The following is a 22540-nucleotide window of genomic DNA, read 5'->3' as shown; positions in this document are numbered from 1 at the left end:
GCCTATGGATATCCGCGAACTTCGCTATTTCGCCGCGGTCTACCGCGAGCGCAACCTGACCGCCGCGGCGAAGCGCTGCTTCATCTCGCAGCCGTCGATCTCGGCGGCGATCACCCATCTCGAGGCCGAGCTCGGCACCACGCTGTTCATCCGGCACAAGAAGGGCATGGCGCCGACGGAGTCGGCCGCGCAGTTTCACGGCGTCGCCCGCAGGATCATCGACGAGGCGGACGCGGCGCGAAACCTGTTTCGCAAACCCGTGACAAGGCAGCCGCTGACGCTCGGCCTGTTGCGCACGCTCGATCAGGCGCGGACGATCGCGCTACTGAAGCCGCTGACGGCCAACGCCGACCTCGCGCTTCGGCTGGTCGCCGCCAATGAGAAGGCCGACGCGCGGATCGTCGCCAAGACCATGATCAACGCCGGCGAGCACTTCATCCCGCTCTGGAGCGAACGCTACGTCGCGGCATTGCCGCCGTCGCATCCACTGACCCTCAAAGAGACGCTCCGGACCACCGACTTCGCAGGCGTTCCGATGATCGATCGCTGCCATTGCGAGCAGCAGGAGTTCTTCAAGCGCACCGCGCCGCCACGCAGGCCGGTGGCGATCGCGGAATCGGAGGAGTGGGCGATGGCGCTGGTCGCGGCCGGGGTCGGTGTTGCGATCGTTCCCGAAGGCGTGGCGCGCGGCAATCCGGATGTGGCGGTGCGTGCGATCGAAATCGACGTGACACGCCAAGTCGGCCTCACCTACCCCTCGGCGCACCCGCCCTCCGACGCGCTGAAGGAGTTCATTGCGAGCCTGCCGCGGCAGGCGAGCAGCCGCGGGGTCAAATCAGCGCGGAAAGCGAAGCGGGCCTAGCCCTTCGTCACGACGGCCTGACCGGTGACCGGACCTGAGACGAGCGGCGCATTGGCGGTGAGCCGGGCGAGCTCGTTGATCTGGCGTTCGGCGTCGGCGGCCATGCCGTCAGGCGCCTGGATCACCAGCCGCTCCAGCGCCCAGCGATAGGACGAGATCCGCCGCTCCAGGCTCTGCTGGACCCATTGCACGATCAGCGTGTTCTCTTCCATCCGCGCCACCGCGTCGGCCTTCTCGCGCGGCGACACGTCGGCGATCATCTTCAGGCTGGCACTGCGCTTGCGATCCAGCTCGATCACCTGGATCGCGGTGGCGAAGAACGGCTCGAAGCGCGTGATGTCGTCGCGGACCTGGTCGATCAGCAGCGAATAGCGCGAGGCGAACGAGCGATGCGGCTCGTCGATCAGATTGCGGCCATACGCCGTGCGATCGAACACGACCTTCTGCCGCCACGGCGAAGGCAACGGCTGGTAATCGCCGAACACGCTCTTCCACGCCGGTCGCGACAGCGGCGGCTCGATGAACTGATAAGCGAGATCGCGCAGCTGACGTTCGTGTTCAGTGAGCTGGAATTGCGAGGCGTTCTTGCCGACGCTGCCGGTCGCTTCGGCACCCATCCAGCGATGCATGTCGTCGTTGCGGAAGTCGGCGCGGGTGCGGCCGAAGTCGCCGCCGCTACAGCCCGCAAGCGCCGAGCCCGCAAGCAGCAGGATCAGCACCGGGAATGACCGCCGAGCGGCGGTCCGCTGCGCAAATTCCGGCATTGGATCAGGAGCGGCGTCGGCGACGACGGCCCTGCGCAGCGCCCTGCTCCGGCCCGCGACCTCCGCCGGTCTCCTCCGTCGTTCGCTCGATCCGCACGACGGGAAGGATCAGCACGGTCCCCATGCCTTCACCGGCAGCACCGACCATGCTCGGCCGCCGTGCAGCCGCATCCGCCGGAAACTCAACGATGGTGCCCATGTTCCGTTCTCTCTGGCCCCGCACGGACATGATTTGCCCCGCGCACGCCGAGTTAAGAACGCGTATGGTTAACGACATCTTAAGCCGCCGATACGGACGGTTACGGATGTGGCGCTGTGCCTTAATGGACACGCGCAAATTCGAGCGTTCGCCTTCACGGCTTGTTTTCCTTAACTGCGTCTTAAAGCAGCCTGCGTAGGCTCGCTGCCACAAGGTTTTCAAACCGAGTTCTTATTGGCAAGTCGCGTACGCCCGAGATGAGCGCAGCTCCGCTATTTCCTGGTTTCGATGGGCTGATGACGCTCTCCCGCCGCGAGGGAGTCGACATCCGCCCCACTTTGCTGCGCGTCCTGACTGACCTGTATGTGCAGGCGAGCGCACACTCCGCCGACGAAGAGCGCCAGTTCGTCGAGCTGACCTCGCGCCTGATCGACGAGGTCGACGACGCAACCCGCGCCGCCGTCCGCGCGCGACTTGCGATCTATCCGGCAACACCCGCCAGGATCATCGACAAGCTCGGGCTGCGCCGCACCGGTCCGGAGCAGCCGATGCCGGCTGCCGCGCCAATTCCCGCGCCCGCACCGTCCACGCTGCCCGCCAAGGTCCCTACCGAAGCCGAGCTGCGGATGGCCGCGAGCCTTGCGATGCGGCCAAACGATGCCGCCGAAATCTCCGACATGTTCTTTGCCGCCAGCGCGAAAGAACGCGCGCGGATCCTGCACAATCTGCAGGAGACGCCGCTGAAGGCCGCGGCGCGGATTCCGGCTGCCCGCGCCGCGCGCGCGATCCATATCCTGGAGATGGCGGCGTTTGCCGAGGATCTCGATAACTTCACGCTCGAGCTCGGCGAGGCGCTGATCCTGCCGTCGCGGATCGCCGCCGACGTCGTCAACGATCCCGGCGGCGAGCCGCTCGCCTGCGCGATGCGGGCGCTCGACGTGTCGAGCGCCGCATTCCAGCGGATCCTGATGTTCCTCAATCCGGAAGCCGGCTCGTCGGTCAACTACGTCTATCGGCTGTCACGGCTTTACGATCACCTCAGCGAGCGCTCGGCGCTGGTGATGCTGGCGGCGTGGCGTGGCTCGACCATGGCGGTGGCGCGCGCCAAGTATCGCTCGTCGCTCTATGACGACGAGCGCCATCGGGTCCGCGCAGCATCGGCGCAGACACGACCCGTCGTGCAACCCGGCAGCGCGCCCGGCATTCGCAACCAGAAGTCCGGAAGTTAGGCCTTCGCCAGATCGAGAAAGTGCCGCCCGGCGCGATCTTCGGTCTCGACGATCCAGGCATCGGGATCGAAGCGGAGCTCTTTGGTCAATCGCTCCTCGACCGAAGGCTCGGACACCGGCTGCTGTGCGGTCGGCACGAACAGCCGCTCGGCCGGACGGCTGTCGTCATAGACCGTCTGCGGAGCCGGCGCATACAGCATCGCGTTGCCGTCCATCAGCGCCACCTTGACGAACACGGCGCCGGCTTCCTCGGCGCCCTTCTTGCGGATCGCGCCGAACACGCCTTCGGTCTGGCAGCGGCGCAGATACGCCGCGACCCATATGCTGGTTTTCAATCGCATGCGCCGACCTATAGGCCAGCGCCGCGGCCACGTCCAATTGTCACAGATGACATCACGCACGGGCGGGTTGACCGAACCAAGCCTCGCTCATATCCTTGCATCTGCGGTGCAAGCCGCGCCCGGGTCCACGGGAAGGGTTGAACCCACTTGCACCTCATATGCGGCCAACCAAGCCTTTGTGCAGCCGGTTTTGTGGACCGTCGGCGATGATGCACGGAGGTTTCCATGGACCGATCGCCCGCGCGATTGAATCTCGAACATCTGAAGAAGCAGGCCAAGGAGCTCATTCGCCTTTACCGGCGACAGGTCCCGGAGGCTTACGCCCGTTTCCGGCAGGCGCTTCCGGCTGCGGCCGGGCGCAGTGACGCTGAGATCGCCGCACTCGATCTGCGGCTCTACGACGCGCAGTCCTGCGTGGCGCGCGATCTCGGCTTCGCCTCTTGGCCGGACCTGCGGCGCTATGTCGAAGCCCAATTACCATCAGGCAAAAGCAAGGCCGACCGGGTGCGGCGGTGGCTGCAGCTGGTCTATGCCGCTGATGTCGACGGCACATCCGATCGCGCTCATCCGCGCGTCGCGGTGCGCATGCTCACCGAATATCCCGATCTTGTGGCCGACGATCCCTATCTCGCCTGCGCCGTCGGCGACGAGGAGACGATACGGCGCACCACAGCGCGTGATCCCACATGGGTCAACCGTCCCGGTGGTCCGTTGAAGCTGCCGCCGCTGGTTGCGGTCACGCATTCAAGCCTGCTGCAGATTCCGGAATTTCAGGCGCGGCTGCATCGCTGCGCGCGCCTGCTGCTTGAGGCCGGCGCCGATCCCGACCAGCATATCAGCAGCCGCTGGCCGCCCGGATCGCTCGACGCCCCCGATGACAGCAATCCGCTGTCGGCATTGTATGGCGCCGCCGGGCGCAATCACGATCTCGCGCTAACGAGACTGTTGCTCGAAGCAGGCGCCGATCCGAACGATAATGAATCGCTGTACCATTCGCTCGAAGGCTCTGTAACGACAGGCCTGCTGCTCGAGCACGGCGCGCGGATCGCGGGCACCAACGCGATGTACAAGGTGCTCGACGACGAGAACGTGCCGGGGCTCGCATTGCTGCTGAGCCACGGCGGTGACCCGAACGAGCCGGCCCGCAACGCGCCGTTGACGGACTGCGGATCGCCACTGATGTGGGCGATCCGGCGGCGGCGCTCGCGGAAGTGCATCGCGGCCCTGCTCGACGCCGGCGCAGATCCACGCATCACGACACCGGACGGTCTCAGCGCTTACCGCTACGCTTTGCAGTTTGGACTGGCCGAGGTCGCCGAGCTGCTGCGGCAGCGCACCGGCGACGAGACGCTGGCCGATGATGAGCGGTTCGTCGCGGCGTGCAGCAGCGGCAACGAGCGCGAGGCGCGGCGGATCCAGGCCGGCCGACCCGATCTTCCGGGCTCGCTTTCACCACAGCAGTTGCGGCTGCTTCCTGAGCTCGCCGCTGCGGGCGGCGACGATGCGGTGCGGCTGATGGTCAGGCTCGGTTGGCCCATCACAGTGCGCGGCGGCGATTGGGATGCGTCGGCGCTCAATCATGCGGTGTTCTGCGGCAATGCCGGGCGGACACGCTTCCTGCTCGAGCACGGCGCAGAGTGGACCGAGAAGCACGGCTTCGGCGACGACGCGTCCGGCTCGTTGTCCTGGGCGTCCTGCAATGAACCGGTCAGTGGCGGTGATTGGGCCGGCTGCGCGCAGGCCCTGCTCGATCACGGCATGCCGCGCGCCATTCCGGATCGCGACGACCCGGAATGGGTGCTGCTGGCCGGCCGCAGAAAACTGTTCTCCGACGAGGTCAGGGACGTTCTGCTGGGCGAAGCTGTCTGACGGCACATCAATGCGTCGATGAAGCACGTGCGTGGCCGGGCAAAGCCCGGCCATCGCAGGGACGACGACGCCTAGTCGATCGCGTGCCCGATCATCGTGCTGAGTTCGTGCACGAGGCGATCGGACATCTGCCCGGTCACCGGCAGCTTGCGCGCGCGCTCGAATTTCGCGATCGCATGCTGGGTATCGGCGCCGATCGTGCCGGTCGGCTTGAGCTGGCCATAGCCATATTCGGTCAGCGTCCGCTGGACCGCGGCGATGCGTTTTCCGGCCGGGCTCAGATGCTGGGTCGGGATCGGCGCCGGCGGACGAATGACGCTGGACGGCGCGGCGGCCGGGGACGGTGCGGTGGCCGGCGGCGCGGCCGTCGACTTCATCACCAGGCTGGCCATCGGATCGACCGGCTTCGCTTCAACCGGTTTGGGCTCCACCGGCTTGGCTTCGACGGACCTGGTCTCGGCCGGCTTGGTCTCCACGGGTTTCACCTCGACCGGCTTGGTCGGCTCCGTGGCGGCAGCCTCGGCCGGACGCGGGCGCGGCAGCGGGCTGGTGGCCGCGGCAGCCGGGGCCGGCGGCGGCAGCGTCACGACCGAACCGCCGAACATCGGCGACGGATGACGGCCAGCCTGCAGGAACAGCGCATTGATCAGGATCGCAACAATCGCAGACAGGGCCAGCACGCCCGCAACCAGATCCTTCGGACTGTGCAGCAGCAGGCGCAGGACGAGGCCACGTTCCTCCTCGGCCGCGATGGCCACTGCCTTGGCACCGCGGCGACGGCGCGGCGTTTCGTCGTCATCCAAAGTCTGTCTAGGCACTCTTCTTCACCTGTTGGGTTTGCTCTTGCAGTCCGGACCGCAGCGCGGGCTTCAGGGTCGAGACATTGCTGGACGGCTCGACCGCGGCCGGCGGGGTGAACGACAGCGGCAGCGCGACCGACACGACGGTGCCCTCGCCCACCTTGCTCTCCACATTCATCTCGCCGTTGTGCAGGCCAACTAGCCCCTTGACGATGGAAAGGCCAAGGCCGGTGCCTTCGTGGCGGCGCTGATAGGTCTTGCCGGCCTGGAAGAACGGATCGCCGATCCGCTTGAGGTCGTCGGCGGCGATGCCGACGCCGGTGTCGGAGACCCGCAGCAGCAGCCGCGATCCCTCGACGCCGGCCGACACAGTCACCTTGCCGCCGCGCTCGGTGAACTTGATCGCGTTGGAAACCAGATTGAGGACGATCTGCTTGAACGCACGCGAATCGCCATTCACGATCGGCAGGTCGTCGGGCACCCGGGTGACGAGGTCGACACCGCTCTCGCGCGCCTTCAGCGCCACCAGGTTGCAGCAATTGAGCAGCGCCGGCCGCGGCGCAAACGGCTCCGGCGAAATCTCGAAATTGCCGGACTCCATCTTCGACATGTCGAGGATGCCGTTGACGACCGACAGCAGATGCTGGCCGGAGTCGTTGATGAGCTGCGCGTATTCCTTGCGGCGGGCCGCGTCGAGGCCGAGCACGTCTTCCTGCGCGATCATCTCGGAGAAGCCGATGATGGCGTTGAGCGGGGTCCGCAGCTCGTGGCTCATGGTGGCGAGGAACCGCGTCTTCGATGCATCGGCCTGCTCGGCCGTATGGCGCGCCTGTTCGAGCGCCTGTTCCTGCACCTTGCGATCGGTCACGTCGCGGATCACGGCGACCACCTCGGCATCGGCGGCGGCCTGCTCGAGCGAGCGGCAGCGCATTTCGACCCAGATGAATTCGGCGGCAGCCTCGCCACGCGCGCCGTCGCGGCGCACCCGGAACTCGACGCTGCGGGACTCGCCGCGCGCGGCGTCCGACAACGCGGTGAGATAGGCCGGGCGATCGGCGACGTGAACGCGGTCGAACAGGCCGTGGCCGGACAGCCGCGATGCCGGCACGCCGAGCATGACCTCGACCGCAGGCGAAATGAAGCGCACCGCGCCGTTGCGGCTGTGCCGCGACAGCACGTCGCTCATGTTATGGGCGAGCAGCCGGTAGCGCTCTTCCTCGACATAGAGCAGCGCCACGCTGGTACGCGCCAGCGACTCCGCGCCGAAGGCAAGCCCGGCCGCATAGAAGATCGCCGACACGACGCCGAACCCGACCAGCGAGCTGTTCAAGACAACCGCGGGATCGACCACCGGCAGCACGTGGTAATGGCCAAGCACGCTCAGCAGCGCCGCGCAGATCATCGCCAGCGCGAAGGCAAACGCCACCACGCGCCGCGACGCCGACAGCGCCGCTTCGATCGGAATCACGACGAGCCACACCGCGGCGAACGATGCGATGCCGCCGGTGGACGCTGCGATCATCATCACGAGACCGGCGAGCGCCAGCGACGACAGCACATGCGCGCCTTCATAGCGGCCGGTGCGCGACAGGAACCAGGACAGCAGGATCGGCGAGATCAGCCAGGCGAAGGCTGCGACCTCGATCGCCGTCGGCGCCCCGCGCATCGCCAGAAACGCAGGAAACGATGCCAGCGCCGCCAGACTGCCGAGCAGCCGCGGCGCCATGAAGGCACGATGGCGCGCACGCGTCAGCGCATCATATTGCGCCGACGGATGCAGCAGCGCATCCAGGCAATCGCGGATCAGACTCAAACTACTCACAGCACTCGCGCTTCGGCTTAATCGTCAGACAGACGCGCCGGAACGCCTCCTTTGTGATTGCAGGCCAACGTGTCAGAGCGAACTTAAGCGAACGCTAAGGCGGGGCGGCCTGCTGCCAAACACCGTGCATTGGCGAGGCTTCGATGCTGTCATTCACCGGTCATTTGTCGGGGATGGTGAACGGCTGGTTTCCGGGTGCGACAAACTATGGTTTCGAAATGGTGGACACGGCGCAGTATGCCGATTTGGCAACCGTCAGCCGCCATCAATCGAAAATTTACGGCGAATCGATTCAGGCGAAATTTCCGCGATTTTTCGGCAGATTTGCTTCAATGCAGATACTTCCGATTTATCGACCGATGCTAACGGTGAGGGCAATAGCGGCATCGACCGCGCAAGAAGCAAAAGACAAGATAGACGACCGGGATCGCGCCATGTTCTTCCTGCTGCGTTTGGCATTCTGGCTCGGGCTTGTGCTCGTGCTGCTGCCGAGAGACAAAACCCCTGAAGCGGACAAGGCGCCGCAGATCAGCGCATCGGACGCGGTGTCGGCCGCGACGGCGACGATCAACGACATGGGCCAGTTCTGCAAGCGCCAGCCTTCCGCCTGCGAAGTCGGCGGCCAGGCCGCGACCGCGATCGGCCAGCGTGCGACCGATGGCGCGCGCAAGCTCTACCAGATCATCACCGACAAGAAGCCGCCCGACCACACCGGCTCGATCGGCAAGGACGATACCGACCCGGGCGCATCGCGCGACACGCTGACGGCGGACGATCAGATGATTGAATTCCGCCTGCCGCCGATGCCGTAGGCGTCAATCAAGCGCCTTCACGCGAGGCGGTTGCCGGTTCGCGTGAGGAAAACGCGGCAAAAACGACCGGGAACCGGTTCCATTTTCGTCGCTTTCGTGGCCCGCCTTCCTATATAAGCCGTTGAGAATAGGACGCGGGCCACGATGACGACGATCGACGAAATCAGGGACAATTTTGCGCTGCTGGACGAGTGGGACGACCGTTACCGCTACGTCATCGAGCTCGGCCGCACGCTGGAGCCGTTGTCGGAGGCGGAACACTCGGCCGAGAACAAGGTGCAGGGTTGCGTCAGCCAGGTCTGGCTGTCGAAGCGGATCGATCGCGATGCCAATGGCGAACCGCGCCTGAGCTATGTCGGCGACAGCGACGCCCACATCGTGCGCGGCTTGGTCGCGATCGTGCTGACGCTGTTTTCCGGGCACACGCCGAAGCAGATCCTGGCCACCGATGCGCTCGCGCTGTTCGACGAGTTCGGCTTCCGCGACCATCTGACGCCGCAGCGCTCGAATGGCCTCCGCTCGATGGTCGATCGCATCCGCAACGACGCGCGCGAGGCGCTGGCGTCCGCCTAGAGCCTTTTCCGTTCCGATAGAATCGGAACGGGGCTCTTGATTCTTGTTTGACGCATTTTCTTCACGCGAACCGGTATCCACTTCGCTCGAAAATGCTCTGAGCCCTTACTTCCGCTTCCGCGCCTGCTGGCCAAGTCCCATCTTCTTGGCGAGTTGCGAGCGTGCCACCGCATAGTTCGGCGCCACCATCGGATAGTCGGCCGGCAAGCCCCATTTGTCGCGATATTGCTCCGGCGTCATGTTGTACTGCGTGCGCAGATGGCGCTTGAGCGACTTGAAGCGCTTGCCGTCTTCGAGACACACCAGATATTCCGGTGTGATCGACTTCTTCATCGACACCGCCGGCTTGGCCGGCTCGCTCGGCGTGTCGGCACGGCCGCTCGACACCCGCAGCAGCGCCGCGTGGACCTGGCTGATCAGGCTCGGAATATCCGAGGCCGGCGTCGGATTGTTGCTGAGATAGGCCGAAACGATGTTTGCGGTCAGCTCGACCGGCGTTTTGCCTGACGTATCGGACATGACTCAATCTTCCCCGTGCTATCGACGGCCCCGGCGCCCACCGGACAGTATCCACGTGCAGCAATACATCAATGGAATTGCGTACTACTTTGCGAATATGAGCGGATTGCAGCAAAGCTGACAAGAACGGCCGTATTTTTCCGGGCTCGAACCCGCCGCTCGCAAGTATTGATGTGGACCCTAAGGCCGCTGCTCCAGATGCGACCTGAGCTCGTCGATCGAGGTAAACCGCATCATGCCCTCCGGCATCTGCGCCTCGATCGATCCGTCCGAATACAGCGAATAGGCCATGCCGTCGACGACGCCCGATTTGAGCACGGTCACCGGCGGCTGCTCCTGGGGCGGCGGCGGGTGGCCTGACGACGGCGCCGCGCCGGCTGACTGGGTCTCTCCGAAGGCGGACGGCCGGGGCGTACGCCGTGGGGCGACATCGACCGACCGTGGCCGTTCGGCCTTCGGCCAGGCATCGTCGAACGTTGCCGGTGCGGGCTCGGCCGCTGCGGCCGGACCTGGACGCAGCTCCGGCGATAACAGATCCGGCGTCAGCGGCTCGGCCGTGCGGCCCTGGGCCCGCTCGCGTTCCTTCCGCGAGGACGAAAACAACAGGTTGCGCCGCTTGGGCGTGGCTTCGCCCTCCGGGGGCGCTCCACCCGGCACCGGCGGCGGCGCCTCGCCCGGCGTGCCACGCGAGGCGATTTCGTCGTGCCAGGGCGGCGGCGCCGTGGACGTGGATGACGGGGCCAGCGGCGGAGGCGCGGCAACCTTGGGCTCACGCGGCGGTGGGAAAACCGGATCCTCAGGGCCATTGCGCGGGGAAGTTGCAGACGGCAACGGAACCTCGGCCCGAGCGCCTGCGGCCAAGGGATCGAGCCGTCTAGCGATGACCTTGAGTTCCCGAAGGATCGCGGCGAGCGCCAGCACGATCGCGCCGGTGCAGACGCCGGTCACGCCTGTCGTGATCAACGCGCCGCCGACGCTGAATTCCTTGTAGGGGATTCCCAAGCCGATCGCCGCCAAGCCCGCCACAACCAGGCCCACGCCGACGACCAACAGACCAATCATCATCGAACTAACCCCCGGGAGACCCAACCGAAAATCGGCGCGGGCCACCAACGCCACGATACCGTCATATTGCCCACACCGCCAACCGCCAATTGTAGACGGAGTTCCCTAACATCCCGCTTAACAGGGCCCGAAGCGCGGTTCCGTCGCTGTTGCAGCCACGTTCAGGAAAGCGCCGCCCGTAGATTTACTGGCTACGAATTGCTGCCAATATATTGCAATGCATCTGGGAAATTACGCCACAATTACCAATTACTCGGAAGCGGAACTGCGCTATGGATGCCGGGGAATGAGGCCCTAAAGCGCCAAACTGGGCCACAGGCACGCCGGTATCACTAGCTATGTCATCGATTACGACGTCTGCCCTCGAGGCGCCTGCGCGGCGCTCGGTGGAGAAGACCTGCGACGATCTCGCATTCCTCGTCCTCGGCGTGGTCGCCGTGGTCGCCGGGCTAACATTCCGCGATTACGGTCTGGGCTGGGACGACTACACCCACGCTGAATACGCCGACCTGCTGCTGCGCATGTTCGGGTCCGGGTTCAAGGACACCGGCGCGCTGTCCTTCGCCAATCTCTATATGTACGGCGGCGGCTTCGATATGGCCGCGGCGTTGCTGCACAAGGTCATCCCGCTCGAATTGTTCGAGACGCGCCGCCTGCTGGGCGCGATCGTCGGCGTGATCGGGCTTGCCGTAACCTGGCGCCTGGCGCGCCGCGTCGGTGGCCCGCTGGCGGGACTGGCGGCCCTGCTGCTGCTCGCGCTGTGCCCGACCTTCTACGGTCACATGTTCATGAATCCGAAGGATGCACCGTTCGCCGTCGCGATGGTGGTCCTGATCATGGGGCTCGTCCGCCTGATCGAGGAATATCCGGCGCCCTCGCCGCGCACGATCCTGCTCGTAGGCCTCGGCGCTGGCCTGTCGATCGGCTGCCGCGTCCTTGGCGGCCTCGCTTTGATCTACGCAGTGGTCGGCTTCATCCCGCTCTGGATCGAGGAACTCCGCACACAAGGCCCGCGCGAGGCGACGCACCGCTTTGCCCATGTCATCTATGTTCTGCTGCCGGGTCTTATTCTCGGTTATCTCGTGATGGGCCTGATCTGGCCGTGGTCGATCATGGAGCCCGGGCATCCGCTGGAAGCGGTGACCTATTTCTCGCACTTCTTCGAGAAGCCGTGGAAGGAGATGTTCGACGGCGCGCTGGTCTCGGTGCCGGACATGCCGTGGTCCTATTTGCCGACGCTGTTCGCGCTGCAGCTTCCCGAAGTGATGCTGGTGCTGCTGACCGCGGCCGTCATCACCACCTTCATGTCGCTGTCGCGCATCGATGTGACCGCGAAGCGCAAGTCTATCATGCTGATGCTGACGCTGGCGGCGACGCTGCCGCTGGTGATCGCAATGGTGAAGCGGCCGGCGCTCTACAACGGCATCCGCCACTTCATCTTCGTGATCCCGCCGATGGCGGTGCTTGGCGGCGTCGCCTTCGCCCGCGGCATGGACTGGCTCGGCGAGAACCGCCGCGCCTGGCAGCCCGCGGCGCTCGCCGTGTTCGCGTTCGGCCTGCTGCTGCCGCTCAGCGAAATGATCCGCTTGCATCCGTATCAGTACACGCACTTTAACCACATCGCCGGCACGGTGCGGACCGCTGACAATTTCTTCATGCTGGACTATTGGGGCCTGGCGCTGAAGCAGGCATCCGACGGGCTGCGCGAGCAGCTGGCGGAGCGGCAGGAAGTGCCGCCGCAGCACCGCAAGTGGAAGGTCGCGGTGTGCGGACCGCAGCGCCCCGCGCAGGTCGCGCTCGGACCCGACTTCACGATCGGCTGGGACAGCCATGCTGCCGATTTCGCGATGACGCTCGGCGAGTTCTACTGCAAGGGCCTGGCCGCACCGGTGATGGTCGAGATCAAGCGCGACGACGTCGTGTTCGCCCGCGTCTACGATATCCGCGGCCGCAGCATTTCAAGCCTGCTCGCGATCCCTGCGCCCTAAAGCGTTTTCGAACGAAGTCGACGCCGGTTCGCGTCAATCGGAGCTGAAAATGCTCTCGCACATCGCGGCCTTGGAAGATCGATCCTGCGGCTGCCCACTGACCGTCGCCGTTCGGATCGTGGGCCGCATGCCGGCATGACTGTCACGCCGGTATGCTGCCTTGCTGCGCTCCGGCGGCGGCGCTAGGCTCAGCCCAAGCAACAGCCATCAACGGAGCAATCGGCCATGTCGCCAGCGGAAGCGCGCCTGAAGGAAGTGCCATCGGATATCAGTGCGGCGGAATGGGAGCAGCGGATCAATCTCGCCGCCTGCTATCGGCTGGTCGCGCTCTACGGCTGGGACGATCTAGTCGACACCCACATTTCGGCCCGGGTGCCCGGACCCGAGCATCACTTCCTGATCAACCCGTACGGGTTGATGTTCGACGAGATCACCGCCTCGAGCCTGGTCAAGGTCGACCTCGACGGCAACCAGCTCTCGAAGAGCGACTACAGCATCAACCCGGCCGGCTTCACCATCCATTCGGCGATCCACGAGGTGCGCGAGGACGCCGGCTGCGTGCTCCATCTGCACACGGTCGACGGCACCGCGGTGTCGAGCGGCCCCGATGGGTTGCTGCCGCTGAACCAGACCGCGCAGCTCGTTACCCACGACCTCGCCTATCACGACTATGAAGGCATCGCGCTCGATCACGACGAGCGCCCGCGCCTGCAGCGCGATCTCGGCACCAAGAACCACATGCTGCTGCGCAATCACGGCACGCTGACGGTCGGCCGCTCGGTCGCCTCCGCCTTCGAGCGGATGTACCATCTGGAACGCGCCTGCTCGATGCAGGTGGCGACCCGCGCGCTCGGCGGAAGCGTCTATCCGGTCGACCAGCACGCGATCGACAAGAACACCGAGCTGCTGTCCAACCCGGATCGCGCCGAGCTGCGCTCGACGCAGCTGGTCTGGCCGCCGCTGCTGCGCAAACTCGACCGCGTCAATCCCGGCTACCGTGATTGAAATTTCACAATCTTCGGGTAAGCTGGCCGCCAACACCCTCTACACGACCTGAATCAAAACGCCGCCCAATTCCGGGCGGCGTTTTTGCGTTCGCGCCTCGCGCTACTTGGCGTCGGCGAAGGCGGCGAGAATCCGCGCCCAGGAGCGGATGCCCTTTTGGTAGCTCTTGAGGTCGTACTTCTCGTTCGGCGAATGGATGTTGTCGTCGTCGAGCCCGAAGCCGACCAGCACGCTGTCGAGGCCGAGCGTGCGCTTGAAGTCGGCGACGATCGGGATCGAGGCGCCGGAGCCGACCAGCAGCGCCTCCTTGCCCCATTCGTCGGTCAGCGCGCGGCGGGCGGCGGCCAGCGGTTTCATGTTCCAGTCGAGCGCGATCGCCGGCGCAGAGGAATGATCGATGAACTCGGCCTTGCAATCCGCCGGCAGGCGCGCCGTCACGTAATCGCGGAACGCCTGACGGATCTTCTCGGGATCCTGCCCCTCGACCAGGCGGAACGAGACCTTCGCCGACGCCTCCGCCGGGATCACCGTCTTCGAGCCCTCGCCGGTATAGCCGCCGACGATGCCGTTGATGTCGCAGGTCGGACGCGAGGAGACCTGCTCGATCAGGAGCCGATCCTTCTCGCCGGCCGGCACCGAAAGGCCGATCGGCTTGAGGAAGCTGTCCGCCGTCAGATTGAGCTGCTTCCACTGCGCCAGGATGTCCGGCGGCAGATCCTTCACGCCGTCATAGAAGCCGGGGATGGTGATGTGGCCGTTCTCGTCGTGCAGGCCGCCGAGGATCCGCGTCAGCACGCGGATCGGATTCTGCGCGCCGCCGCCGAACACGCCGGAATGCAGGTCGCGATTGGCGGCCTTGATCTTAACCTCGTCGTAGACCAGGCCGCGCAGCGAGGTCGTGATCGCGGGCGTGTTCGGATCCCACATGCCGGTATCGCAGACCAGCGCGAAGTCCGCCTTGAGCTCGGCCTTGTTGGCCTCGAGGAACGGCACGAAATTCTTCGAGCCGATCTCCTCCTCGCCCTCGATGACGATGGTGATGTCGATCGGCAGCGACCCCGTCACCGCCTTCCAGGCCCGGCACGCCTCGACGAAGGTCATCAGCTGTCCCTTGTCGTCCTCGGCGCCGCGCGCGACGATGATCTTGCGCCCGTCGACGTGGTCGGTCACCACGGGCTCGAACGGCGGACGGTGCCAGAGATTCAAGGGATCGACCGGCTGCACGTCGTAGTGGCCGTAAAACAGCACATGGGGGCGCCCGTCGGTCGCGCCGTTCAGCTTGCCGACCACGGCCGGATGGCCGGCGGTCGGGCGCACCTCGGTCTTGAAGCCGAGGGTTGCGATATCCTTGGCGAGGTGATCGGCAGCCGCCTTGCAGTCGTTGGCAAAGGCCGGATCGGCCGAGATCGATTTGATCCGCAGCAGCGTGAACAGCCGCTCGAGACTGTTGTCGAAATCGGCGTCGATACGGTCGAGGACGGGCTGCAGCTTGGCGTTGGACATCGCTCATATCCTTTTTGTTTGGACATTGCCGACGTTGTAGCGCGCCGGCCGCCGGAGGCAAAGTCGGTCGCCCGTTCCGGCCGGATGATCGCGATGCTACCTGCGCAGGATTCCGCCGAGCGCGCCGCGCACCAATGCGCGACCGATGGAGCCGCCGACCGAACCACCGACCGATTTGCCGAGATCTGCGACCACGCCGCCGACCACCTTGTCGGTCACCGAGCGCGTAACGTTGCGCGCGATCACCTGTCCGGTCGAGAGCCGGCCGCGCTTGACATTGGTGCCGAAGATCGTGGCGGCAATGGCCCCGATCTGGCCGAGGATACCGCCGCCTTCGCCAGGCGCACCGTCTGCGGGCGTCGCCGTGCCGGCGAGACGCTTCTGGATGATCTCGTAGGCGGACTCGGCGTCGATCGCGGTGTCGTATTTGCCCTTCACCGGGCTCGCATCCATGATCGCCTTGCGTTCCTCCGGCGTGATCGGCCCGATCCGCGCCGACGGCGGGCGCACCATGACGCGCTCGACCATCGACGGCGTGCCGCCGCCCTCGAGGAACGAGACCAGCGCCTCGCCCTTGGCGAGCTCCATGATCACCCGCGCGGTATCGAGCTTCGGATTGGGCCGGAAGGTCTGCGCGGCGGCGGCAACCGCCTTCTGGTCGCGCGGCGTGAAGGCGCGCAGCGCGTGCTGCACACGGTTGCCGAGCTGCGCCAGCACCTTGTCCGGCACGTCGATCGGATTCTGCGTGACGAAATAGACGCCGACGCCCTTGGAGCGGATCAGCCGCACCACCTGCTCGATCTTGTCCATCAGCGCCTTCGGCGCGTCGGTGAACAGCAGATGCGCCTCGTCGAAGAAGAAAACCAGCTTCGGCTTCGGCAGGTCGCCGGCCTCCGGCAATTCTTCGAACAGTTCCGAGAGCATCCAGAGCAGGAAGGTGGCGTAAAGCCGCGGGCTCTGCATCAACTTGTCGGCGACGAGGATATTAACCATGCCGCGGCCGTCGCGGTCGGTCCGCATGAAATCCTTCAGCGTCAGCGCGGGCTCGCCGAAGAACTTCGCGCCGCCCTGGTTCTCGAGCACCAGAAGCTGGCGCTGGATCGTTCCGACCGTCGCCTTGGACACGTTGCCGTAGCTCTGCGCGGCCTTGCGGATCGACGCCAGCGGATCTTCGCCGTCGTCTGCACCCTTCTTGCTGCTGTCGGGCGCGATCGCATCCAGCAGGGCGCGCAGATCCTTCATGTCGATCAGCGCGAGGCCATTCTCGTCGGCGACCCGGAAGGCGACGTTGAGCACACCTTCCTGCACGTCGTTCAGATCGAGCATTCGCGACAGCAACAGCGGGCCCATCTCGGTGACGGTGGCGCGCACCGGATGACCCTGCTCGCCGAACACGTCCCAGAACACGGTCGAGAATTGATCGGGCTGGAAGGTCAGGCCCATTTGCTGGGCGCGCTTCACGATAAAGTCTTTGGCCTCGCCGACCTCGGAGATACCGGAGAGATCGCCCTTGATGTCGGCTGCGAAAACCGGAACGCCGGCGCGCGCAAATCCTTCAGCCATGACTTGAAGCGAGACGGTCTTGCCGGTTCCGGTTGCACCGGTGACGAGGCCATGCCGGTTGGCCAGCGCCAGCGTCAACCAGGCTGTCTCCTCACCCTTGCCGATAAAAATCTTCTCGTCGGTATCGGCCAACTTGTTGTCGGAGGTCGCCATCGCTTCGCCTCTTCGCGCAGATTTAGATCGTTTCGATCATCACACCCGGTTCAATAGCGAACCAGTGCCATCATATTGCATCTTGCCGGTCGATTGAAACCGTCAGCGCGAGCTGACGTATATTGTCGCGCCACTGGTTCCTCATATTTTATTCCCGGCGAAGTGACGAAAGGCATTGCGCATTGCGACAAGATGGTGTGAATCCGCCGCTCACTCTTGCAACGAGGCCACAGTCACAGCGCGATTGAAAAAGAAAACCAACTGAAATGCGCGGATCGCTTGTATTTCGTGACACAGGCGCTCAAGATAAATCCTTAAGAACGATCCGGCAAAGTCCGGTTGAGGCGGGGCAAGATGGACGAATTGGTTGGACAGCTGGCCGCGAAGGCCGGCATCGATGGCGCTGTCGCTGAAAAAACCATCGGCATCGTTCTGGGTTTCCTCCGTAACGAGGGACCGTCCGACAAAGTCCAGGCTCTGATCGACCAAATCCCCGGCGCCGAAGCGGCAATCGCCGCCTCCAACAACAGCGGTGGTTTATCGCGGTTGATGGGCGGCGGCCTGATGGCTGTCGGCACCCGGCTGATGGCGCTTGGCCTGAGCATGGGTGAAATTCAGAACGTCGCGCGTGAACTTTTCAGGTTCGGCCGCGACAAAATCGGAGCGGATCAAATGGGCGAGATCATCTCGGGGACGCCGGGCCTCAGCCAGTTCGCCTGAAGCACTTTCCGAACGCCCCTGCGCGCGCTTCCTTCTACCTGTTACCTGCATACGAGTATCATGACATACCCCCTCTCCGAGATCGAAGGCCTGTCCGCCTATTGCGCCACCAAACTGAAATCGCAGGGTATCCGCACGACCGACGCACTGCTTGAAGCCGCCCGCACCGTCAAGGGACGCAAGGCGCTCGCCGCCAAGACCGGGATCAGCGAACAACAATTGCTCGAATGGGCCAACATCTCCGACTACATGCGGATTCCCGGCATGGGCAAGGCGAAGGTCGGGCTGGTCCGCGCCGCCGGCGTCACCACCGTGCGGGAGCTCGCGCAGCGCAACCCGTCGCGTCTGGCGCAGAGCATGAAGGACGCCAATGTGCGGCGTAAGCTCGTCCGCGTGATGCCGTCAGAGAAATCGGTCGAGCTGCTGATCGAACAGGCACGCAAGCTGCCGCTCAAGATCACCTATTAGCATCACTATTAGCCTGCCTTAACCGCACCCGCGGCCACCCGCGCCAGCCATCATCGCGACACCTTGACTTGCCGCTGCGGGCAGCGCAAAGCCACCGCATGATGGCGAGCAAGCCCATAGCATCGGCGGTGACCGGCCCGGCCGTATCGGCGGTGCTGCCGGCGCTGCTGTCGCGGCCCTATCCGGCGGTGATGGGTATCTTGAACGTCACGCCGGACTCGTTCTCCGACGGCGGCCAGTTCATCGCGCCCGAACAGGCGCTGGCGCAGGCCCGCAGGCTGATCGCCGAGGGCGCCGACATCATCGACATCGGCGCGGAATCGACCCGCCCCTATGGCTCGCAGCCGGTCACCGCCGAGGCCGAAATGGCGCGGCTGAAGCCGGTGCTGACCGAGGTGGTCGCGCTCGGCGTGCCGGTCTCGATCGACAGCATGAAGTCGGAGGTCGTGGCCTGGGCGCTCGACCAGGGCGCTGCGATCACCAATGACGTCTGGGGCCTGCAACGCGATGCCGGCATGGCGCCGCTCGTCGCCGCGCGCGGCGTGCCCGTGATCATCATGCACAATCGCGAGCAGGCGGATCCCGCGATCGACATCATGCAGGACATCACGGCCTTCTTTGAACGCTCGCTCGAGATCGCAGCGCGCACCGGCATTGCCGACGACCGAATCGTGCTCGATCCCGGCATCGGCTTCGGCAAGACGCCGGAGCAGAGCATGATCGCACTGGCGCGGCTCGCCGAGCTCAATGCGTTCCGCCTGCCGGTGCTGGTCGGCGCCTCGCGCAAGCGTTTCATCAGCACGGTCGTGGCCTCCGAACCGCAACAGCGGATCGGCGGCTCGATCGCGGCGCATCTGATCGCTGCGCAGCATGGCGCCCGCATCATCCGTGCGCACGACGTCGCGGAAACCGTTCAGGCGCTGCGGGTGGCCGCGGCAATCGAGGGACAGCAATGACCGACACGATCTTCATCACCGGGATCGTCATCCATGCCCGTCATGGCGTGATGGAACATGAGACCGAAGTCGGGCAGCGCTTCGTCATCGACCTCGAGCTCTATACCGACCTCTCGGAATCCTCGCGCACCGACCGCCTCTCCGACACGGTGTCCTATTCCAACGTGGTGGCGACCGCGACATCGGCATTCAAGAACACCAACTACAAGCTGCTGGAGCGCGCCGCCGGCGCGGTGGCCGATGACATCTTGGCGAGCTTCCCGCGCGTGAGGGCGGTCAAGGTCACCGTGCACAAGCCGCATGCGCCGATCGCCGCGATCTTCGACGATGTCGGCGTGGTGCTGACCCGCTCGCGGCATCCGCCGCCGCACGGTTGAACCGATGGCTGATGTCCTGATCGCACTCGGCGGCAATGTCGGCGACGTCCGCACGACGTTTAGCAAGGCGATCGCCAATATCTGCGGCATGACGCAAGCGGCGCTCGTGGCGCGCTCGTCGGACTATTCGACGCCGCCCTGGGGCGAGCAGCAGCAGGACAGCTTCACCAATGCCTGCATCGAGATCGACACCAGCCTCGACCCGCACGCGCTGCTGTTCACGCTGCACAAGATCGAAAGCAAATTCGGCCGCGACCGCAAGAACGAGCAGCGCTGGGGGCCGCGCACCCTCGACCTCGACCTGATCGCCTATGACGACGTCACACTCGACAAGCCGGAACTGACGCTGCCGCACCCGCGTTTGTTCGAGCGCGCCTTCGTGCTGGTGCCGCTGGCCGAGATCGTTCCCGACCGCGTCATCGCCGGGCGCCGCGTCGCGGATGCGCTGGCTGGGGTCTCGACCGACGGTATTTTCCGTCTAGCGGACCTCGATTAAAAGCCGCACGAGCGCAAACAACCGTTTGGCTTGGCCGCCCGCCCGTGGCAATTTCCGGCCAAATCAAGGGGGCCCCCGTCGCGGGGCCGATGAAGGACGATTTGGGCGGATGACGACCTCGACTGACGATTTGGCTCTGGCTTCGGATTTTGCTGCTGCGACCTATGACGACTGGCGCAAGCTGGTCGACGGCGTGCTGAAGGGCGCGCCGTTCGAGAAGCTGGTCGGCAAGACCTATGACGGCCTGAGGATCGATCCGATCTATCGCCGCGCCACCAATCTGAGCCCGCTTCCCGGCCGCGCCGCCGCCACTCCCTGGCAGATCCTGCAACGGGTCGATCATCCCGACGCCGCGCAGGCCAATGCGCAGGCCTTGCAGGATCTCGAGAACGGAGCGACCGGCCTCGAATTCGAGTTCGCCGGCGGTCCCGGCGCGCGCGGCTTCGGTCTCACGGACGCCAGCAAGAAGACGCTGGCGCGGGCCTGCGGCGGCGTCCATCTCGATGCCGGCATCATGATCGCGCTCAACCCGGTGATCGGACGCGAGAACGCCGGCGAGACGTTTGCCGAGATGGTCGAGGCCCGCAAGCTCGATCCCGCCAAGCTCGACCTGCATTTCAATTACCAGGCGCTCAGCACGATTGCGGTACGAGGTGCAGCCGCCATCGCCTGGCCCAATTACGAAAAGTCGTTCGGCCAGGTCGTCAACGGCCTGATCAAGCGCGGCTTCAAGGGACCGTTCGTGCTGGCCGACGGCCGGCCGGTGCATGATGCCGGCGGCTCCGAGGTGCAGGAGCTCGCCTTCACGCTCGCGACCGCGCTCGCCTATCTGCGCATGCTGGAAAGCGCAGGGCTCGATCTCGATGCGGCGCGCGCAGCCATGTCGTTCCGGCTCAGCGCCGATGCCGACCAGTTCCTGACCATGGCAAAATTCCGCGCGCTGCGTCGTCTCTGGGCAAGGATCGAAGAGGCCTGCGGCCTCGCGCCGAAGCCGATCTTTGTCAATGCGCAGACCGCCTGGCGGATGTTGACCCAGCGCGACCCCAACGTGAACATGCTGCGCGCGACGATCGCGACCTTTGCGGCCGGGCTCGGCGGCGCCAATGCGATCACCGTGCTGCCGCACACGCTGGCGCTCGGCCTGCCGGACGATTTCGCCCGCCGCGTGGCGCGCAACACGCAACTCGTGCTGCTCGACGAATCCAACCTGGCCAAGGTTTCCGATCCCGCGGCAGGCGCCGGCGGCATCGAGACGCTGACCTCGCAGCTCTGCGAGGCGGCGTGGACGCTGTTCCAGGAGATCGAGAACGCCGGCGGCATCTTCACCGCGCTCGAGCAAGGACTGCTGCAACAGAAAGTCGCCGCGACACGAGCGCAGCGCGAAGCCAACGTGGCGAAGCGCCGCGACGTGCTGACCGGCGCCAGCGAATTCCCGAACCTGCACGAAGCGATCCTCGCAATCCTGGATGTGAAGCCGGCAGCGCCGGTGTCCGCGGCAGGAGCCAAGGTCAGATTCGATGCCCTCGCGCCGATGCGGCTCGCCGAACCGTTCGAGGCGTTGCGCGACAAGTCCGACGCCGCCTTGAAGGCGCGTGGCGCGCGGCCGAAAATCTTCCTCGCCAATCTCGGCACGCCAGCGGATTTCACGGCCCGCGCCACATTTGCAAAAAGCTTCTTCGAGACCGGCGGGATCGAGGCCATCGACAGCGAGGGCTTTGCCGACACCGCGGCGCTTGCCGCCGCCTTCAAGGCCTCAGGCGCCGCGATGGCGTGCCTTTGTTCCTCCGATAAGGTCTATGCCGTCAGCGCCCCTGAGGCCGCCAAGGCCCTTCACGGCGCCGGAGCAAGGCATATCTATCTGGCAGGGCGGCCCGGCGACCAGGAAGCGGCGCTGCGGGCGGCCGGCATCGGTGAGTTCGTCTTCGCCGGCGGCGACGCGCTGGCGACATTGCGCGACGCCTATCGGCGGATGGAGCAGGCATGACGGCAGAGGCACCAGCGAAACCCGTTCTGACCGGCGGTTGCCAGTGCGGCGCCGTGCGCTTTGCGGTGTCGGCGGCGCCGAACCGCGTCAGCATCTGTCATTGCCGGATGTGCCAAAAGGCCTCCGGCGCGCCGTTCGCCTCTTTCGCCGACATCAACAAAGAGGATTTCGCCTGGACCCGGGGCAAGCCGGCGGCGTTCAAATCCTCCTCGATCGCCGAGCGCGACTTCTGTGCCGCGTGTGGCACGCCGCTCAGCTTCCGGCGGATCGACGGTCCCCGCATCGAGATCATGACCGGCGCCTTCGACCGGCCCGACCGGGTGATCCCGACGCAGCAATTCGGAACCGAGTCCCGCCACGGCTGGGTGGTCGGCATCGCCAATCTCCCGAGCCAGACCACAATGCAGAATTACGGACCGGAGAAGATGGCAAGCATCGTCAGCCATCAGCATCCGGACCATGACTAAGGAAT

At 65.4% G+C, this 22540-nt stretch carries 23 protein-coding genes; 14 read left to right on the top strand and 9 right to left on the bottom strand.

The genetic code is table 11. From position 1 onward, the window contains the following. The first annotated feature begins 4 nt into the window (after positions 1 to 4). On the top strand, positions 5 to 862 hold the full coding sequence (locus tag ACE103_RS14375; protein ID WP_375779951.1) for a LysR family transcriptional regulator: 858 nt from the start codon (positions 5 to 7) through the stop codon (positions 860 to 862). On the opposite strand, the gene ACE103_RS14370 is transcribed toward ACE103_RS14375, so the two are convergent. Both ACE103_RS14370 and ACE103_RS14365 read right to left on the bottom strand, forming a co-directional pair. Next, positions 859 to 1626, bottom strand: a complete 768-nt coding sequence (locus ACE103_RS14370) for a hypothetical protein (RefSeq protein WP_223968290.1) — start codon at positions 1624 to 1626, stop codon at positions 859 to 861. The genes ACE103_RS14375 and ACE103_RS14370 overlap by 4 nt on opposite strands. Before the next feature lie 4 nt (positions 1627 to 1630). Further along, a complete protein-coding gene (locus tag ACE103_RS14365) occupies positions 1631 to 1825 on the bottom strand; it encodes a hypothetical protein (RefSeq protein ID WP_375779950.1) in 195 nt (64 codons plus the stop codon). Positions 1826 to 2121: 296 nt separating this feature from the next. Here ACE103_RS14365 and ACE103_RS14360 point away from each other — a divergent pair, with 296 nt between their 5' ends. After that, positions 2122 to 3054, top strand: a complete 933-nt coding sequence (locus ACE103_RS14360; RefSeq protein ID WP_375779949.1) for a DUF2336 domain-containing protein — start codon at positions 2122 to 2124, stop codon at positions 3052 to 3054. Here ACE103_RS14360 and ACE103_RS14355 read toward each other — a convergent pair. Further along, positions 3051 to 3395, bottom strand: a complete 345-nt coding sequence (locus ACE103_RS14355) for a DUF1491 family protein (RefSeq protein WP_176532524.1) — start codon at positions 3393 to 3395, stop codon at positions 3051 to 3053. The two genes, ACE103_RS14360 and ACE103_RS14355, sit on opposite strands and share 4 nt — an antisense overlap. Positions 3396 to 3620: 225 nt before the next feature. Between ACE103_RS14355 and ACE103_RS14350 the strand changes: the two genes are divergently transcribed. Beyond that, positions 3621 to 5264, top strand: a complete 1644-nt coding sequence (locus ACE103_RS14350; RefSeq protein WP_375779948.1) for a hypothetical protein — start codon at positions 3621 to 3623, stop codon at positions 5262 to 5264. A gap of 71 nt (positions 5265 to 5335) precedes the next feature. Here ACE103_RS14350 and ACE103_RS14345 read toward each other — a convergent pair whose 3' ends face one another. Continuing rightward, positions 5336 to 6082 (bottom strand): peptidoglycan-binding protein, encoded by a 747-nt coding sequence (locus ACE103_RS14345; protein WP_375779947.1) that lies wholly within the window; start codon positions 6080 to 6082, stop codon positions 5336 to 5338. After that, positions 6075 to 7886 carry an ATP-binding protein gene (locus tag ACE103_RS14340; protein ID WP_375779946.1) on the bottom strand — a complete coding sequence of 604 codons (1812 nt, stop codon included), beginning with the start codon at positions 7884 to 7886 and terminating at the stop codon, positions 6075 to 6077. Before ACE103_RS14340 ends, ACE103_RS14345 begins: the two co-directional genes overlap by 8 nt. A 434-nt stretch (positions 7887 to 8320) precedes the next feature. Here ACE103_RS14340 and ACE103_RS14335 point away from each other — a divergent pair, with 434 nt between their 5' ends. Further along, on the top strand, positions 8321 to 8698 hold the full coding sequence (locus tag ACE103_RS14335) for a DUF5330 domain-containing protein (protein WP_375781106.1): 378 nt from the start codon (positions 8321 to 8323) through the stop codon (positions 8696 to 8698). A 144-nt stretch (positions 8699 to 8842) separates the two neighbouring features. Next, complete coding sequence (locus tag ACE103_RS14330; RefSeq protein WP_375779945.1) at positions 8843 to 9271, top strand: SufE family protein; 429 nt, start codon at positions 8843 to 8845, stop codon at positions 9269 to 9271. A gap of 105 nt (positions 9272 to 9376) precedes the next feature. Here the strand turns inward: ACE103_RS14330 and ACE103_RS14325 are convergent, their stop codons facing one another. Beyond that, complete coding sequence (locus ACE103_RS14325; RefSeq protein WP_092125178.1) at positions 9377 to 9790, bottom strand: MucR family transcriptional regulator; 414 nt, start codon at positions 9788 to 9790, stop codon at positions 9377 to 9379. A gap of 180 nt (positions 9791 to 9970) precedes the next feature. Further along, the gene (locus tag ACE103_RS14320; RefSeq protein WP_375779944.1) at positions 9971 to 10855 is read right to left on the bottom strand and encodes a DUF308 domain-containing protein; all 885 of its coding nucleotides are present in this window, start codon (positions 10853 to 10855) and stop codon (positions 9971 to 9973) included. 338 nt (positions 10856 to 11193) lie between these two features. On the opposite strand from ACE103_RS14320, the gene ACE103_RS14315 reads away from it, so the two are divergent. Together ACE103_RS14315 and ACE103_RS14310 are read left to right on the top strand one after the other, a co-directional pair. Then, entirely contained in the window at positions 11194 to 12843 is a 1650-nt protein-coding gene (locus ACE103_RS14315; RefSeq protein ID WP_375779943.1) for a glycosyltransferase family 39 protein, read from the top strand. Between the two features lie 225 nt (positions 12844 to 13068). Continuing rightward, on the top strand, positions 13069 to 13848 hold the full coding sequence (locus ACE103_RS14310) for a class II aldolase/adducin family protein (RefSeq protein ID WP_223968282.1): 780 nt from the start codon (positions 13069 to 13071) through the stop codon (positions 13846 to 13848). A 102-nt stretch (positions 13849 to 13950) separates the two neighbouring features. Here ACE103_RS14310 and ACE103_RS14305 read toward each other — a convergent pair whose 3' ends face one another. Next, a complete protein-coding gene (locus tag ACE103_RS14305; protein ID WP_375779942.1) occupies positions 13951 to 15351 on the bottom strand; it encodes a M20/M25/M40 family metallo-hydrolase in 1401 nt (466 codons plus the stop codon). 96 nt (positions 15352 to 15447) lie between these two features. After that, complete coding sequence (locus ACE103_RS14300; protein WP_375779941.1) at positions 15448 to 17067, bottom strand: helicase HerA-like domain-containing protein; 1620 nt, start codon at positions 17065 to 17067, stop codon at positions 15448 to 15450. A gap of 354 nt (positions 17068 to 17421) precedes the next feature. Here ACE103_RS14300 and ACE103_RS14295 point away from each other — a divergent pair, with 354 nt between their 5' ends. The 7 genes from ACE103_RS14295 (at position 17422) to ACE103_RS14265 (ending at position 22535) form a co-directional block, all read left to right on the top strand. Further along, a complete protein-coding gene (locus ACE103_RS14295; protein ID WP_092127034.1) occupies positions 17422 to 17787 on the top strand; it encodes a hypothetical protein in 366 nt (121 codons plus the stop codon). Between the two features lie 60 nt (positions 17788 to 17847). After that, complete coding sequence (locus ACE103_RS14290) at positions 17848 to 18255, top strand: DUF4332 domain-containing protein (protein WP_092125172.1); 408 nt, start codon at positions 17848 to 17850, stop codon at positions 18253 to 18255. Between the two features lie 98 nt (positions 18256 to 18353). Then, positions 18354 to 19211, top strand: a complete 858-nt coding sequence (folP, locus tag ACE103_RS14285) for a dihydropteroate synthase (protein WP_375779940.1) — start codon at positions 18354 to 18356, stop codon at positions 19209 to 19211. After that, complete coding sequence (folB, locus tag ACE103_RS14280) at positions 19208 to 19588, top strand: dihydroneopterin aldolase (RefSeq protein WP_223968279.1); 381 nt, start codon at positions 19208 to 19210, stop codon at positions 19586 to 19588. The genes folP and folB overlap by 4 nt, the downstream gene beginning before the upstream one ends. A 4-nt stretch (positions 19589 to 19592) precedes the next feature. Beyond that, a complete protein-coding gene (folK, locus tag ACE103_RS14275; RefSeq protein WP_375779939.1) occupies positions 19593 to 20084 on the top strand; it encodes a 2-amino-4-hydroxy-6-hydroxymethyldihydropteridine diphosphokinase in 492 nt (163 codons plus the stop codon). 109 nt (positions 20085 to 20193) lie between these two features. After that, complete coding sequence (locus tag ACE103_RS14270; RefSeq protein ID WP_375779938.1) at positions 20194 to 22068, top strand: methylmalonyl-CoA mutase family protein; 1875 nt, start codon at positions 20194 to 20196, stop codon at positions 22066 to 22068. Beyond that, entirely contained in the window at positions 22065 to 22535 is a 471-nt protein-coding gene (locus ACE103_RS14265; RefSeq protein ID WP_375779937.1) for a GFA family protein, read from the top strand. Before ACE103_RS14270 ends, ACE103_RS14265 begins: the two co-directional genes overlap by 4 nt. Positions 22536 to 22540 lie beyond the last annotated feature (5 nt).

The organism is Bradyrhizobium sp. ma5, assembly GCF_042258955.1.
GTDB lineage: Bacteria > Pseudomonadota > Alphaproteobacteria > Rhizobiales > Xanthobacteraceae > Bradyrhizobium.
Note: the sequence above shows the minus strand (reverse complement) of the source record. Positions and strands in the feature narration are given on the sequence as shown.

Bases quoted from the DNA above. Each gene is read 5' to 3' on its own strand.
- ACE103_RS14320 (WP_375779944.1), bottom strand. From the start codon at position 10,855: ATGATGATTGGTCTGTTGGTCGTCGGCGTGGGCCTGGTTGTGGCGGGC.
- folK (WP_375779939.1), top strand. From the start codon at position 19,593: ATGGCTGATGTCCTGATCGCACTCGGCGGCAATGTCGGCGACGTCCGC.
- folP (WP_375779940.1), top strand. From the start codon at position 18,354: ATGATGGCGAGCAAGCCCATAGCATCGGCGGTGACCGGCCCGGCCGTA.
- folB (WP_223968279.1), top strand. From the start codon at position 19,208: ATGACCGACACGATCTTCATCACCGGGATCGTCATCCATGCCCGTCAT.
- ACE103_RS14270 (WP_375779938.1), top strand. From the start codon at position 20,194: ATGACGACCTCGACTGACGATTTGGCTCTGGCTTCGGATTTTGCTGCT.
- ACE103_RS14290 (WP_092125172.1), top strand. From the start codon at position 17,848: ATGACATACCCCCTCTCCGAGATCGAAGGCCTGTCCGCCTATTGCGCC.
- ACE103_RS14315 (WP_375779943.1), top strand. From the start codon at position 11,194: ATGTCATCGATTACGACGTCTGCCCTCGAGGCGCCTGCGCGGCGCTCG.
- ACE103_RS14300 (WP_375779941.1), bottom strand. From the start codon at position 17,067: ATGGCGACCTCCGACAACAAGTTGGCCGATACCGACGAGAAGATTTTT.
- ACE103_RS14335 (WP_375781106.1), top strand. From the start codon at position 8,321: ATGTTCTTCCTGCTGCGTTTGGCATTCTGGCTCGGGCTTGTGCTCGTG.
- ACE103_RS14370 (WP_223968290.1), bottom strand. From the start codon at position 1,626: ATGCCGGAATTTGCGCAGCGGACCGCCGCTCGGCGGTCATTCCCGGTG.
- ACE103_RS14305 (WP_375779942.1), bottom strand. From the start codon at position 15,351: ATGTCCAACGCCAAGCTGCAGCCCGTCCTCGACCGTATCGACGCCGAT.
- ACE103_RS14310 (WP_223968282.1), top strand. From the start codon at position 13,069: ATGTCGCCAGCGGAAGCGCGCCTGAAGGAAGTGCCATCGGATATCAGT.
- ACE103_RS14360 (WP_375779949.1), top strand. From the start codon at position 2,122: ATGACGCTCTCCCGCCGCGAGGGAGTCGACATCCGCCCCACTTTGCTG.
- ACE103_RS14355 (WP_176532524.1), bottom strand. From the start codon at position 3,395: ATGCGATTGAAAACCAGCATATGGGTCGCGGCGTATCTGCGCCGCTGC.
- ACE103_RS14295 (WP_092127034.1), top strand. From the start codon at position 17,422: ATGGACGAATTGGTTGGACAGCTGGCCGCGAAGGCCGGCATCGATGGC.
- ACE103_RS14265 (WP_375779937.1), top strand. From the start codon at position 22,065: ATGACGGCAGAGGCACCAGCGAAACCCGTTCTGACCGGCGGTTGCCAG.
- ACE103_RS14365 (WP_375779950.1), bottom strand. From the start codon at position 1,825: ATGGGCACCATCGTTGAGTTTCCGGCGGATGCGGCTGCACGGCGGCCG.
- ACE103_RS14350 (WP_375779948.1), top strand. From the start codon at position 3,621: ATGGACCGATCGCCCGCGCGATTGAATCTCGAACATCTGAAGAAGCAG.
- ACE103_RS14375 (WP_375779951.1), top strand. From the start codon at position 5: ATGGATATCCGCGAACTTCGCTATTTCGCCGCGGTCTACCGCGAGCGC.
- ACE103_RS14330 (WP_375779945.1), top strand. From the start codon at position 8,843: ATGACGACGATCGACGAAATCAGGGACAATTTTGCGCTGCTGGACGAG.
- ACE103_RS14325 (WP_092125178.1), bottom strand. From the start codon at position 9,790: ATGTCCGATACGTCAGGCAAAACGCCGGTCGAGCTGACCGCAAACATC.